Origin of the sequence: Flavobacterium sp. (assembly GCF_044371705.1) — a bacterium.
GTDB lineage: Bacteria > Bacteroidota > Bacteroidia > Flavobacteriales > Flavobacteriaceae > Flavobacterium.
The window spans coordinates 1-13,333 of sequence record NZ_JBILTE010000066.1; the positions used below are offsets into that span (position 1 = coordinate 1).

Annotated in this window: 12 protein-coding genes and 1 pseudogene; 5 read left to right on the plus strand and 8 right to left on the minus strand. The window is 34.1% G+C overall.

Going from position 1 to position 13,333, the window contains the following annotated elements; genetic code table 11:
• The 3 genes and pseudogenes from ACIQ2S_RS06305 to ACIQ2S_RS06315 form a co-directional block, all read left to right on the plus strand.
• Positions 1–348, plus strand: a pseudogene (locus ACIQ2S_RS06305) (biopolymer transporter ExbD); the annotation flags it as partial.
• Between the two features lie 17 nt (positions 349–365).
• Positions 366–848 (plus strand): ExbD/TolR family protein, encoded by a 483-nt coding sequence (locus tag ACIQ2S_RS06310; RefSeq protein WP_396174043.1) that lies wholly within the window; start codon positions 366–368, stop codon positions 846–848.
• 78 nt (positions 849–926) lie between these two features.
• On the plus strand, positions 927–1,613 hold the full coding sequence (locus ACIQ2S_RS06315) for a porin family protein (protein ID WP_396174046.1): 687 nt from the start codon (positions 927–929) through the stop codon (positions 1,611–1,613).
• Here the strand turns inward: ACIQ2S_RS06315 and ACIQ2S_RS06320 are convergent.
• From ACIQ2S_RS06320 to ACIQ2S_RS06335, 4 genes are all read right to left on the minus strand, one after another.
• A complete protein-coding gene (locus ACIQ2S_RS06320; protein ID WP_396174048.1) occupies positions 1,608–2,213 on the minus strand; it encodes a hypothetical protein in 606 nt (201 codons plus the stop codon). The genes ACIQ2S_RS06315 and ACIQ2S_RS06320 overlap by 6 nt on opposite strands.
• Positions 2,214–2,218: 5 nt before the next feature.
• Positions 2,219–3,682 (minus strand): RNA polymerase factor sigma-54, encoded by a 1,464-nt coding sequence (rpoN, locus tag ACIQ2S_RS06325; protein WP_396174050.1) that lies wholly within the window; start codon positions 3,680–3,682, stop codon positions 2,219–2,221.
• Between the two features lie 97 nt (positions 3,683–3,779).
• The gene (gene asnS / locus ACIQ2S_RS06330) at positions 3,780–5,216 is read right to left on the minus strand and encodes an asparagine--tRNA ligase (RefSeq protein WP_396174053.1); all 1,437 of its coding nucleotides are present in this window, start codon (positions 5,214–5,216) and stop codon (positions 3,780–3,782) included.
• A 38-nt stretch (positions 5,217–5,254) separates the two neighbouring features.
• Positions 5,255–7,669, minus strand: a complete 2,415-nt coding sequence (locus tag ACIQ2S_RS06335) for an RND family transporter (RefSeq protein WP_396174055.1) — start codon at positions 7,667–7,669, stop codon at positions 5,255–5,257.
• Between the two features lie 125 nt (positions 7,670–7,794).
• Here ACIQ2S_RS06335 and ACIQ2S_RS06340 point away from each other — a divergent pair, with 125 nt between their 5' ends.
• A complete protein-coding gene (locus tag ACIQ2S_RS06340; RefSeq protein WP_396174057.1) occupies positions 7,795–8,121 on the plus strand; it encodes a DMT family transporter in 327 nt (108 codons plus the stop codon).
• Here ACIQ2S_RS06340 and ACIQ2S_RS06345 read toward each other — a convergent pair.
• From ACIQ2S_RS06345 to pyrH, 3 genes are all read right to left on the minus strand, one after another.
• Positions 8,118–10,607, minus strand: a complete 2,490-nt coding sequence (locus tag ACIQ2S_RS06345; protein WP_396174059.1) for a DUF5686 family protein — start codon at positions 10,605–10,607, stop codon at positions 8,118–8,120. The genes ACIQ2S_RS06340 and ACIQ2S_RS06345 overlap by 4 nt on opposite strands.
• A 64-nt stretch (positions 10,608–10,671) precedes the next feature.
• Positions 10,672–11,235 carry a ribosome recycling factor gene (gene frr, locus ACIQ2S_RS06350; RefSeq protein WP_396174061.1) on the minus strand — a complete coding sequence of 188 codons (564 nt, stop codon included), beginning with the start codon at positions 11,233–11,235 and terminating at the stop codon, positions 10,672–10,674.
• Between the two features lie 28 nt (positions 11,236–11,263).
• Positions 11,264–11,971, minus strand: coding sequence for a UMP kinase (gene pyrH / locus ACIQ2S_RS06355; RefSeq protein WP_396174065.1), 708 nt, complete (start codon positions 11,969–11,971; stop codon positions 11,264–11,266).
• Between the two features lie 190 nt (positions 11,972–12,161).
• On the opposite strand from pyrH, the gene ACIQ2S_RS06360 reads away from it, so the two are divergent.
• Positions 12,162–12,776, plus strand: a complete 615-nt coding sequence (locus ACIQ2S_RS06360) for a thioredoxin family protein (protein ID WP_396174067.1) — start codon at positions 12,162–12,164, stop codon at positions 12,774–12,776.
• Here the strand turns inward: ACIQ2S_RS06360 and ACIQ2S_RS06365 are convergent.
• A partial coding sequence (locus ACIQ2S_RS06365; RefSeq protein WP_396174069.1) for a YiiX/YebB-like N1pC/P60 family cysteine hydrolase occupies positions 12,768–13,333 on the minus strand: 566 nt, incomplete at its 5' end. The genes ACIQ2S_RS06360 and ACIQ2S_RS06365 overlap by 9 nt on opposite strands.

Genomic DNA, 13,333 nt, shown 5'->3' on the forward strand with positions numbered 1-13,333 from the left:
ATTGCTTTTTTAGATAATGGTGGAGATGGAACTTGTACCTTTTGTAAAGGAGCTAAAGATATATCTTCATCAGATAACCCAGATAAAGCAATTATTTCGCTTCAAAATGATTCAGAAACTTCATATGGAGCTTATATTTCAGTACAAAATGAATTAGTAGCAGCTTATTACTTTTTGCGTGATAGAGAATGTATGGTAAAGTATGGGAAAACATATAGAGAGTTAGAGATGATGTTTGATGACCCTAAGACTCCTGAATCAACACGGACAAGAATTGAGCCTCTAATCAAAGATATTCAAGCTATGTTCCCACAAAAGCTTTCAGAAGCGGAACCGAAACGTAACTAATTATAAATTTAAGAACTATGTCAAAGTTTACAAAGAAAAAAGGGAATCAAGATGTTCCTGAAATTTCAACAGCATCCCTTCCGGATATTGTGTTTATGTTATTGTTCTTTTTTATGGTTTCTACGACAATGCGTGATAGTGATTTGTTGTTACAAAATGTATTACCAAAAGCAGATCAGGTAACTAAATTGGAGAAGAAAGATCGTGTAATGTTTATTTTCATGGGCAAACCAAGCGAACGTTATCAATCTGCTTATGGTAAAGGCGATAAAATACAATTGAATGACCGTTTATCAGAAGTTTCTGAAATACGCAACTTTGTTTTAGCGGAAAGAGCGTCAAGAGATCCAGCTTTAGAAAAGGTACTTACGGCTTCTCTTAAAGTTGATAAAAACACTAAGATGGGTATTGTTGGGGATGTTAAGCAAGAATTACGTAAAATTGAGCAATATAAAGTGAATTATACTACTCTAAAAGGTAGTGTTGTTGAAAGAAATTAAGGAATTCTTTTAATATAATACCAAGGCAATCTTTAACTAGGTTGCCTTTTTTTGTATTTTTATATTTTATTTTTAACTATGAGGAATTTTATTGTAGTCTTTTTGTTTTTTGTTTCAATAGTGTCCTTCGGGCAGGATACATTGCAAGTGAAAGTTATTGATTCTTTGTATCGTGAAGATCAGTTATATTTGGGACTTTCCTATAATATTCTTGATAATCGCCCGGCAGATTTAAAGCAGAATTTCTTCTCACCAGGAATTAATTTTGGTTTCTTGAGAGACTTTCCAATCAATAGAAAGCGTACCGTTGCTATTGCACCCGGTGTTGGATTTTCGTATTTGGGTTACAATCAAAATCTAATAATTCAGAATACAGCTAGTGGAATTGATTATTCAGTAGTAAGTTCAACTACTTTTGACCGAAATAATTTATCCTTTTATGCGGTAGATATTCCTATTGAATTTCGTTGGAGAAATTCAACCCCTAATAATATTAAATTCTTGCGTATCTACGCAGGATTTAAATACAGTTATATTTTTTATGACACGTCTATTTTGCGAAAGGATGGAAATGTTACTAAAGTTTCCAACAATCCTAATGTAGTGACCAATCAAATGGGTGTTTATTTGTCAATTGGCTACCATTCCATAAATTTCTACACGTATTATGGACTGACCAATTTGTTTGATTCGAATGCAGCTATTAATGGAACACCATTGGAATTGTCAACTGTTAACTTAGGTTTTCAGTTCTATATTCTATAACCAAAACCGCCATAAAAAAAGTTGAGGGAGTAAGCCTGTTATAAATCCTAACGACAGTTCTTTGATTGTGTGTGCTTTTAGTACAAGTCTTGAAGAAGCTACCCATCCGATAACTACCACAAAAAATGCAAACGTATACGTTAAGTTCGTTTGTGTATGAATACTCATTCCAAAAATGAAAGATGTTAATGAAGTAATGCCAATCATGTGCAGACTTATTTTAGTTTGTAAATAAATGGCAACTAAGGCAATAATTGTACTGATTGCTCCTCCTAAAAAAAAGAAATATAATTGCGGTAAGTTACTAATTGTAATACTTTTATGTATTAAAAGTAATAGTAAAGATGCGTTTATCAATAGCGGAAGTTTGCGTTGACCTAAATCCTCGACCATGATTGAATCTATTTTTCCCAAGGATAGCAAAAGAAAAAATAAAGTGATTGGGATAAGGATGGTGATGATTACAATCTGAATCAAATACAGGAAAATCTCGCTGGAAACATAAAAGTTTTTGGTGGCAGCAAAATAAATTAATGCCGCATAAAAAGAAACAAACAGCGGATGAAACAGGTACGAAGCAAACGGAAGTAATTTTTTCATACTACCTACATTTTTTTACGCATTCTTGCTACCGGAATATCTAATAATTCTCTGTATTTGGCAATCGTTCTGCGAGCAATGGGGTAGCCTTTTTCCTTTAAGATTTCAGCTAATTGATCATCAGGTAAAGGTTTTCTTTTATCTTCCTCGGCAATTACATTCTTCAAAATTTTCTTAATCTCCAAAGTTGATACATCTTCTCCTTGGTCATTTTTCATGGCTTCAGAAAAGAATTCCTTTATTAACTTCGTGCCATAAGGTGTTTCCACATATTTGCTGTTTGCCACCCGAGAAACTGTTGATATATCTAAGCCAATTAAATCGGCAATATCTTTTAGTATCATGGGTTTTAATTTTGTTTCGTCGCCTTCCAGAAAAAACTCTTGCTGGTAATGCATAATGGCATTCATCGTTACATACAAAGTTTCTTGCCGTTGCTTGATAGCATCGATAAACCATTTAGCAGAATCCAATTTTTGTTTGATAAATTGAACGGCATCTTTTTGAGCACTCGATTTATCACGAGAATCTTTATAGGTTCGAAGCATGTCCTGGTAATCCTTAGAAACATGAAGTTCAGGAGCATTTCTACCATTCAATAACAACTCGAGTTCTCCCTCTGCAATTCGAATAGTAAAATCAGGAACAACGTGTTCAACCATTTTATTATTTCCTGCAAAAGCACCGCCCGGTTTTGGATTTAGTTTTTCAATTTCTTCAATTGCTTTTTTTAGTTGCTCTTGCGAAACTCCATATTTGTGTAGCAATTTATCATAGTGCTTTTTAGTAAAGGCATCAAACTGCTCTTCTAAAATTGCAATTGCTAAATCAACATATTCTGTAGGAGTTTTATGTTTCAATTGCAAAAGCAGGCATTCTTGTAAGTCGCGGGCACCAACACCTGACGGTTCCAGTTCGTGCACAATGTTTAAAACGCGTTCTACATTTTTTTCATCGGTGTAAATCCCTTGTGTAAAGGCTAAATCATCCACAATGTCCTGAATTGTTCGTCTGATATAACCCATATCATCAATACTGCCGACTAAAAATTCGGCAATATCTTTGTCATCATCCGACAAAATGAAAGTGTTTAGTTGATTTATTAGATCCTGATGAAAAGTGACCGGAGCTGCAAAAGGCATTTCGCGATCATCATCATCGTCGCTATAATTGTTGGATTGTAATTTATATTCCGGAGTTTCATCATTACTCAAATACTCATCAATATTAATGTCTTCTGCATCAATTCTGTCGAATTCGTCTTCTTCGTAATCGTCAAACTCTTCTTTTTCAAACTCATCTTCAAATTCAGATTCTTCTTTTCCACCTTCCAAAGCCGGATTCTCATTCATTTCCTCCACAAGTCGTTGTTCAAAAGCTTGGGTAGGCAATTGAATCAACTTCATCAACTGAATTTGTTGAGGAGATAATTTTTGAGATAATTTGAATTGTAAGCTGTGTTTGAGCATTTTTATTTATTAAATAGTTTCAAGTTTCAAGTTTCAAGTTTCAAGTTTCAAGTTTTCAACTGATTAACAACTTGAAACCTGAAACTTGAAACAAATTTTAAAACTCTGCATTTTGTGGTGTTCTAGGGAACGGAATTACGTCTCTAATATTTGTCATTCCCGTTACAAAAAGCACCAAACGTTCAAAACCTAAACCAAATCCGGCATGAATGGCCGAACCAAATCGGCGGGTGTCTAAATACCACCATAATTCTTCTTCATCAATGCCTAATAGTTTCATTTTTTCCAATAAAACATCGTAACGTTCCTCTCTTTGTGAACCACCAACGATTTCTCCAATTCCAGGGAATAAAATATCCATCGCACGAACTGTTTTCCCATCTTCGTTTAAACGCATATAAAACGCTTTAATTTTAGCCGGATAGTCAAATAAGATGACCGGACATTTGAAATGTTTTTCCACCAAAAAACGTTCGTGTTCACTTTGTAAGTCAGCTCCCCATTCGTCAATAAGGTATTGAAATTTTTTCTTTTTATTGGGAGTTGATTCTCTCAAAATTTCAATAGCTTCGGTATAGGAAACACGTTTAAAGTTGTTGTCTAAAACGAAGTTTAACTTTTCTAACAGAGCCATTTCACTTCGTTCAGCTTGAGGTTTTGATTTTTCTTCTTCCAACAACCTACCTTCTAAGAATTTCAAATCGTCCCCACATTTATCAACGGTATATTTAATAACATATTTGATAAAATCTTCCGCCAAATCCATATTATCCGCCAAATCATTGAAAGCTACTTCGGGTTCAATCATCCAAAATTCTGCTAAGTGGCGAGAGGTATTCGAATTTTCAGCTCTAAAAGTTGGTCCGAAAGTATATACTTGACCTAAGGCCATTGCATAGGTTTCCGCTTCTAATTGTCCGGAAACCGTTAAATTAGTTTCTTTTCCGAAGAAGTCCTCTTTATAGTTTATTTTTCCTTCTTCCGTACGTGGTGTTTTGTCAAAAGGCAAGGCGGTAACTTTAAACATTTCACCGGCACCTTCCGCATCACTTCCCGTAATGATTGGAGTGTTTACATAGAAGAAACCTTTTTCTTGAAAATATTGATGTACAGCAAAAGAAAGGGTTGATCGCACTCGCATGATGGCTCCAAAAGCATTGGTTCGCACCCGAAGATGTGCATTTTCTCTTAAAAATTCAAGCGAATGTTTTTTGGGTTGCATGGGAAATTTTTCTGCATCCGAATCGCCCAAAATTTCTAGTTTGCTAACTTGTATTTCAAATTTTTGACCCGCACCTTTGCTTTCTACTAGGTTCCCTGTTACTGCAATTGCAGCTCCGGTTGTGATTCGTTTAAGTGTTTCTTCTGCTGTATTCTCAAAGTCAACTACACACTGAATATTGTGAATGGTAGAACCGTCGTTCAGAGCAATAAACTGATTGTTTCTGAATGTACGTACCCAACCTTTAGCCGTTACTTCAATTTGTGTTTGTGAAGTGTTTAGTAGATCATTAACTTTGGTGTGTTTCTTCATTTTCATAAAATTTTCAAAATACAAATATAATTGTTTATTTATTTAGCGGTTTCCTCAAGTTCTGTTTCGTCGTCTTCGGCTAAAATGTCAATTGTTGGCTCAATAAACTCCTGCTCGTTTGCAATTGTTTTCTCCAATGATAAAAGTAAGGCCGGTAATAATAACAAATTTGAAACCATCGCAAAGAGCAAGGTTGCCGATACTAAACCACCAAGAGCAACAGTGCCTCCAAAACTTGAAATCATAAACACTGAAAAGCCAAAAAACAGCACGATAGAAGTATAAAACATACTTATACCTGTTTCACGCAACGCATTAATTACCGATTTTCTGATACGCCAATTATTTGCTTTTAATTCCTGACGGTATTTTGCCAAAAAGTGAATGGTGTCATCAACAGAAATACCGAAGGCAATACTAAAAACTAATATCGTTGATGGTTTTAAAGGCACTCCTAAATATCCCATTAAACCTGCAGTTATTAACAGTGGTAAAAGATTAGGAATCAAAGAAATGATAATCATTTTAAATGAACGGAATAAGTAGGCCATAATTAGCGAAATCAAAAAGATGGCAAAAAGTAAAGAGGTAACCAAATTTTCAATCAAATAGGAGGTGCCTTTTTGAAATACTAATGCTTTACCTGTTAGTGTGACTTTGTATTGATCAGGTGGAAATACTTTATTGATTTTTTCCCACAAACGTTCTTCCACCTTTTCCATTTTATCAGTACCTATATCTCTCATAAATGTGGTGATTCGTGCATATTGTCCGGTAGAATCTACATAACTTTTTAATAGATTTTCTTTGGAATTTTTGACGGTATTTTTAGCATACGACAAAATGAAACCTTGTTCTTGAGCCGTTGGCAATTCATAATATTCCGGATTTCCATTGTAATAGGCTTGTTTGGTATATTTTACCAAATTCACAACCGAAGTGGCTTTTGAAAGTTCTGGAATGTCAGAAATAGTTTCCTGCAGTTCGTCCATTCTTTTAAGAGTTGATAATTTCATCACACCTTTTTTTCGTTTGGTATCAATCATTATTTCAAGGGGCATCACGCCGTCAAATTCATTTTCAAAGAATAAAATGTCCTGAAAAAACTCTGTTTTCTTAGGCATATCTTCAATTAAACTTCCGGAGACTTTTATGAGATAAATTCCTATAATGCTTAAAGCCATTAAAACAACTGACGTTATGTATATCGAAATTTTGCGCTCTTTTACAGTGTTTACTAACCAGTTTACAAATTTTTGAGTATTTGCCTTGTTTAAGTGTTCTAAATGCTTCTCTTTTGGAAGCGGCATAAAACTATAAATGATTGGAATAATTAACAAACAGAGGAAAAACAAGAGTACAATATTGATAGATGCGATTATACCAAACTCTTTTAATAATTGGCTATCTGTAATAATAAATGTTGCAAAACCGGCTGCAGTTGTCAAATTGGTCATCAAAGTGGCATTTCCAACCTTAGAAATTACACGTTGTAAAGACTTAGCTTGATTGCCATGATTTTTAACTTCCTGTTGGTATTTGTTAATAAGGAAAATACAGTTTGGAATTCCTATTACAATAATCAGTGGCGGAATGATAGCGGTTAAAACAGTGATATCATAGCCAAATAATCCCAAAGTACCCAGCGTCCACATCACACCAATAATTACCACAAACATTGAGATAAACGTAGCTCTGAAACTTCTAAAAAACAAGAAGAAAATCAGCGAGGTTATTAATAAAGCAGCGGCAACAAAAAGGCCAATTTCATCAATTATATTTTGAGAATTTAGCGTTCGGATATAAGGCATACCCGACACTCTTAAATCAATTCCTGTATTTTTTTCGAAAGTTGCAATTTCAGGAATTAATAAATTTTCTATAAATTCTTTTCGGGCTTTGGAATTTAAAATCGATTTGTCTAGATAAATTGCCGATCGTATCGTTCCTGTTTTTTTATTAAAAAGTAAACTTTCATAAAAAGGAAGTTTTTCTAAAAGTTCATTTTTAACTAATTTAAGATAGGCAGCATCATTTATTCTTTTAGTATCAACCAGCGGCACTAATTCAAAAGTTTCTTCAGCACTGTTTTTACTGAGTTTTTGAAGTGATTCCACTGAAATGATTAATTCCACTTCTTTGGCATTTTTCAGTTTTGCAACCATTTTTGTCCACGTCGCAAATGCTTTGGGAGTGAAAAAAGCAGCATCTTTAACACCTATGATAATCAAATTCCCTTCATCACCAAATTTGTCTAAAAAAGCATTGTATTCTTGATTTACCTCGTGATTGTCCGGTAATAAATTGGCTTCGGTATGCGAAAAACGCATATGTTTCCAGTGTATGGCCAGAAAAACAGTGAAGAGTAGAACAATAGATAGAATAAATATTCTGTTACGAAGAATTATTCGAGCAACAACCTCCCAAAAACCAATACTAAACCACTTTGCCATATGCTGAAATTAAGTCTGCAAAGTTAGTGAAAACACTATATAAATTGACTTTTCAATACTATTTATGTTGCTTTTCTTTGACACTTTTTATGATAAGACTACCTTTGTGACAAACCCATTTACTTATGAATTGGATTCTTTTGATTATTGCCGGACTATTTGAAGTTGGATTTGCGTCTTGTTTAGGCAAAGCCAAAGAAACCTCAGGAAACACAGCTATTTTTTGGATGATAGGTTTTTTTGTTTGCTTGAGTATCAGTATGTTTCTTTTGTACAAGGCTTCGCTGACATTACCAATTGGAACAGCGTATGCAGTGTGGACCGGCATTGGAGCCGTAGGAACCGTTTTGGTTGGGATTTTTGTTTTTAAAGAGCCTTTAGATTTTTGGAGAATATTTTTTATTTCTACCTTAATTTTTTCAATCGTTGGATTAAAAGTGGTATCAAATTAAAAGCCTAAATCAATAATAAAAGTTACTTTTATTGACAGATTTTTTTGAAATACAGGCAAGCTATAGGCTCCATATCGATAAAAAGTTCCCAATCCAAAACCCTTGAAAATTTGATTGAGTTCAATACCTGATTCAAAGTATCCTTTATTCATTGTTTTAAAATCAATACCTACGTGGTCTTGCTTGTTGACCAAATCTCCCCAGGCCATTCGGGTTACGAGCACAAGCATTGGTTTTACTTTTTTTGCTATTGTAATTCTTTTAAATCCATGCTTAAAATGGAGCATAACATATTTACTTGAATAGAACTCATTGAAATACATGGTTTCAAAACTGTTTTTACCGGAAACAGTAATTCGTTCAAAAACATTTCCTTCGGTCAAACTGTTTGGTGAGGCATTGTACAGATGTGTTAGTGGGGCATCTCCAAAAGCTAATCCTGCTTGAGCAAAAAAGGAAGTTTTTTGACCATTTACATATTTTTTTTCAAAGTTGCTTTGCAAATCAATTTTTGTAAAGACAAAATTATTATCTAAGAAATTAGGTATTGTTTGGGTGAACTGAAAAGTAAAATTTGGATATTTTTTTTCAATTTCCAAAGTGCTGTCGGGCGTATACATAAAATCGCTGAATGGGTTCCATTGTATAGAAACAGCAGCAGCTGTAACGTTGTAATTGCTGTATAATTGACCTTCATTCCGATATGAATAATCAAATAAGGGATTTATTTTGCTTTGTGTCAGTTGCCAAATGCTTTCCGATTTTGGTAGAATTTTAGTCATCAAGTAGGCCTTCCATGTGTTGTGTTGGTAAAAAGTACTGACGTTAAAGGGCCGTTGGTCATAAATTTTAAACGTCCTTTTTTCAATATAAAAATCAGTACTGGCAATCTCTTGTATATCATCAGTGTAAGAAACACCAAACCACGTGTTTGAAAAATCGTCAATTTTTCGAGCAACACCCAATTGGTATTTAAATTTTAAATCTTTAAGACCCTCTGCCATATAACCATCCAATCTATATTTTTTTGAAAATTTGTCGTTGGTGATTCCGCCCAAGCCAATTCTAAACCCTTCGTAATTATTAAAACTTAATAAATAACGTAAATCAAAATCAATAGGGCCAAAAGGAACATAACCATTAATTATTTTTCTTCCGAAAATTAACTTCGATTCCAATCCTCTTTTTACAGATAAGCTATCAATCGATTTGTAGGTATTTAAATCTCTAATGGTTGATGTTTCTTTGCTGTTGACTTTCCAAAAATCTGCTTCTTTTCCCAATGCATCCGGAGTGATTTCGATTGCATACGATTTATTAACTAATGGTCGTTTTGAAGTTAAATCTATGTCGTAGAAATGTGTTTTGGAAAGCACATAAGTAATATCCGAAACTTCTTTTTTACGTTGCTTTCCAATTTCATCGTTTTCCCCTTCAAAATAAATGGTTCCGCTCAATATTTTTATAGGATCATCATTTTTGCCTTTAACAATTTTCACTTCATTATACGACGGAATCCATAGGTTTTCTAACACATTAAATTCGAATTCATGCGTAGCTTTTATATTGATTACGCCTTGAATCTGAAAAACGGCTTTTGTAATTCCTAAAGAAAATGAATCGATATATAAAACACCTTCCAAGCCATTCTTTTTGATTTTCTTATTATTAACAAAGTAAACTATAAGCGTTTTGTGAGTCCCAATTGTAAGGGTGTCAACTATTTTAAAATCATAATCTACCAATCCTTTTTCAGAAATCGGACTTACATATTTGGTTTGAAATAACTCATATTTATCATCATAAATTGAGTAGGGTTGCAGTTTGTAGCCGATGATTTCATAAATAGGTTTTTTTAACCCCGACATTTTTAGCCCCAATACCGTTTCCTTCATCTGCTTTTCTTTAAATTGAAATTGGGAAACTACTTCGGTTTGAAAAAGATTTTGCTTGGAGATGAATTTTTTGAATTTATAATTGGTTGAATCTAATTCGTAGGTTTTCTTTTTTTTATTAAAAACAGATGGTATGGTGGCATCAAGCGAATCGGGGTTGGCAGTAATTACTAATTTGTTGTAGCCTTTGCATGAGTAGTTCTCCAGTTTTAATAGAGGATTGTTCAGATATTTATTAGCAACTACTTTCTTCATCAAATTCAAGGCAGTCAGTTGCTGAAGAGCTAACTCAGCTTCTGACAAAATTTCCTTTTTTGGAACTAATGCAATGACAAAGTAGTTTTTATTAGAAGTACTTACGGTTTGCTTTTCGTAAGCATTGTGGCTAATTGTAAACGATTGGTGGGACTCCTTATTTTGAAATTCAAACTTTCCTGTCACATCTGATGTGGTAACTTTATCGGAAGAAAAATTCACTACTGCAAAAGGTACAGGTTTTAAAGTAGAAGCATCTTTTACAATTCCTGAAATAGTCACCTGAGCTTGTAAGCTACAAGTAATTATTGACAGAAGTAAAAGTAGATGTTTCATAGAATTATGTAGAGTAGAAAAGGTTGTGCCAAGAAAAAATCCACTTTTACAAGTGGATTTTCAATTAAACCTTCATAATTTCAGCTTCTTTAAGAGCCAGAATATCTTCTATTTTTTTGATATAGGTATCGGTTATTTTTTGAACCATGTCTTCAGCCGTTTTGCAAATATCTTCGGAGGTTCCGTTTTTCTCTTCTTTTTTAATTTCAGTATTGGCATCTTTGCGAGCATTTCTAATACCTATTTTAGCATCTTCAGCTTCCGATTTGGCTTGCTTTACTAAATCACGACGACGCTCCTCGGTTAAAGGCGGAACAGAAATAATAATATTGTCGCCATTATTCATTGGGTTAAAACCTAAATTGGCAATTTGTATTGCTTTTTCAATAGGATGTAGCATACTTTTTTCCCAAGGTGTAACGGTAATCGTTCTTGCATCGGGAACATTGATGTTTGCCACTTGTGACAATGCTGTTTGTGAACCGTAATAATCAACAAAAACACCACCCAACATTTGTGGAGTTGCTTTACCGGCTCTGATGTTTAAAAATTCTTTTTCCAAATGAGCAATTGAACCATCCATGTGCTCCTTTGCGGTATCAATGATAAAATTAATTTCTTCGGTCATCTCAATAAACTTTTTAGATTTAAATTTTTTATATGGTTACAGTTGTTCCAATAGTTTCACCATTGCAAACTTTCAATAAATTTCCTTCTTTATTCATGTCAAAAACAATGATTGGCAATTTATTTTCCTGACTTAAAGTGAAAGCAGTGGTATCCATTACATTCAATCCTTTGCTCAAAACATCTTCAAATGAAATATAGTCAAATTTTACGGCATCTTTATTTTTTTCCGGGTCAGCGTTGTAGACACCATCAACTCGAGTTCCTTTTAAAATAACATCGGCACCAATTTCCACACCTCTTAAAACGGCAGCAGTGTCGGTTGTAAAGTAAGGATTTCCGGTACCCGCTCCAAAAATTACGATACGTCCTTTTTCCAAGTGACGCACGGCTCTTCTTTTAATATAAGGTTCGGCAATTGCTTCGATTTTTAACGCGGTTTGTAAACGGGTTAACATTCCCGCTTCTTCTAATGCTCCTTGCAAAGCCATTCCATTGATAATAGTTGCCAACATTCCCATGTAGTCTCCTTGCACACGATCCATTCCGTTACTTGCACCTGAAACTCCTCTGAAGATATTTCCTCCACCAATTACTATTGCAATTTCTACCCCAAGGTTGTGAATTGTTTTAATTTCTTGAGCATATTCTGCCAATCGTTTTGGGTCAATTCCATATTGACGGTCACCCATCAATGCTTCTCCACTCAATTTCAGAAGAATTCTTTTGTATTTCATTGCGGTTTGTTTTGTGGTGCAAATATATAGAATAATTGATTTTATTTTGTTATAAAGTAGCAATCATTCTGCCTTTTTCTCTCTGTTTTGAAATTTTTAATGTGCATTTTAAATGAACTAATATACTGTAATATATGTTACAAAAAGGTAACATAATATGTTTTACTTTTGTGGCTTTAAATAAAATATGATGCAAGAACTAATACAAGCAAGTTTACAAAATAGTTATTCGTATACGGCTTATAGGGAATTTGTGACCTCTTTAATAAAAGAAGGCAAATCAACCGGGAATGAGCAATCGGAAGCACTGACCCACTACAGTGAATTGAATGAAGTTCGAATGAATCGATTGGATAAAACGATTGTATTAACTGAAGCAGTAAAAGACCAATTAAGTCAACTTCAATCGAACTATATCTGGTTAGTTTTGTCGGAAGGATGGTGTGGTGATGCCGCTCAATTGTTGCCAATTATGAATAGAATGGCTGAATTTTCGGAGAAAATCGAGCTGCGAGTGGTTTTGAGAGACGAAAATGAATTATTAATGAATCAGTTTTTAACCAATGGCGGAAAGTCAATTCCAAAGTTACTTATTTTAGATGCTGTAACCAAAACAGCAATTGCTGATTGGGGTCCAAGACCTGCCGGAGCTACAAAGTTAATTCAAGATTATAAATCAACTCATGGTGTAGTTGATGAAACGGCGAAAACCAATTTGCAAAAATGGTACCTACAAGACAAAGGAATCAGTACGCAAAATGAAATTATGACTTTGGTTGTAAAAAGCGAAAAAGCATTAGTTTAATTCGCCAATAATTTTTATTTTTTTGGAAGTTGAAATTCCGCCGGGATTGCAACCGGGTAGACCTTCAGGAATTTCAACTCCTAAACTTTTATAATATTCTGCCCAAGCAGGAAAGAAATCATGTGTTTTCGGTTGTTTGAAAGTCATGGGTTGCAATTCAAAAAACGGCGTTCCATTTGCTTTGAAAAAAGCATCATAAATAAGTTCAGAGCAGTAGTATTTTCCATTATCATAAAGGTAATCATCATCGTAAGGAGTTCCAATTTGCTTCAGAGAAAATTCAATAACTTCCGGAAGCAATTTTTTGTATTTATTTTTTACTCTTCCAATATACATGGTTGTTTGTGTGTTTTTGGAAAACTGTTCCAAAGTTACTTTCCGAACTGCGTTTCCGGCCGCTTCAATAATGAAAATCGAATCGTTTTGGATATATACCAAACCCAAATGACTAAAATCATTGCCTTTGTATCCTTCCGTTACCGCATGAATAGCATCGCATAAATCGCCGCAATTCATTTTTTGAAAAAGGAGGTCGCCGGTTTTTAAGTGGCTTTTTT

Excerpts from the sequence above, each read along its gene's own strand:
- ACIQ2S_RS06345 (WP_396174059.1), bottom strand. The coding sequence starts at position 10,607 with ATGAAACATCTACTTTTACTTCTGTCAATAATTACTTGTAGCTTACAA.
- ACIQ2S_RS06310 (WP_396174043.1), top strand. The coding sequence starts at position 366 with ATGTCAAAGTTTACAAAGAAAAAAGGGAATCAAGATGTTCCTGAAATT.
- ACIQ2S_RS06335 (WP_396174055.1), bottom strand. The coding sequence starts at position 7,669 with ATGGCAAAGTGGTTTAGTATTGGTTTTTGGGAGGTTGTTGCTCGAATA.
- rpoN (WP_396174050.1), bottom strand. The coding sequence starts at position 3,682 with ATGCTCAAACACAGCTTACAATTCAAATTATCTCAAAAATTATCTCCT.
- frr (WP_396174061.1), bottom strand. The coding sequence starts at position 11,235 with ATGACCGAAGAAATTAATTTTATCATTGATACCGCAAAGGAGCACATG.
- pyrH (WP_396174065.1), bottom strand. The coding sequence starts at position 11,971 with ATGAAATACAAAAGAATTCTTCTGAAATTGAGTGGAGAAGCATTGATG.
- ACIQ2S_RS06360 (WP_396174067.1), top strand. The coding sequence starts at position 12,162 with ATGCAAGAACTAATACAAGCAAGTTTACAAAATAGTTATTCGTATACG.
- ACIQ2S_RS06320 (WP_396174048.1), bottom strand. The coding sequence starts at position 2,213 with ATGAAAAAATTACTTCCGTTTGCTTCGTACCTGTTTCATCCGCTGTTT.
- asnS (WP_396174053.1), bottom strand. The coding sequence starts at position 5,216 with ATGAAGAAACACACCAAAGTTAATGATCTACTAAACACTTCACAAACA.
- ACIQ2S_RS06315 (WP_396174046.1), top strand. The coding sequence starts at position 927 with ATGAGGAATTTTATTGTAGTCTTTTTGTTTTTTGTTTCAATAGTGTCC.
- ACIQ2S_RS06340 (WP_396174057.1), top strand. The coding sequence starts at position 7,795 with ATGAATTGGATTCTTTTGATTATTGCCGGACTATTTGAAGTTGGATTT.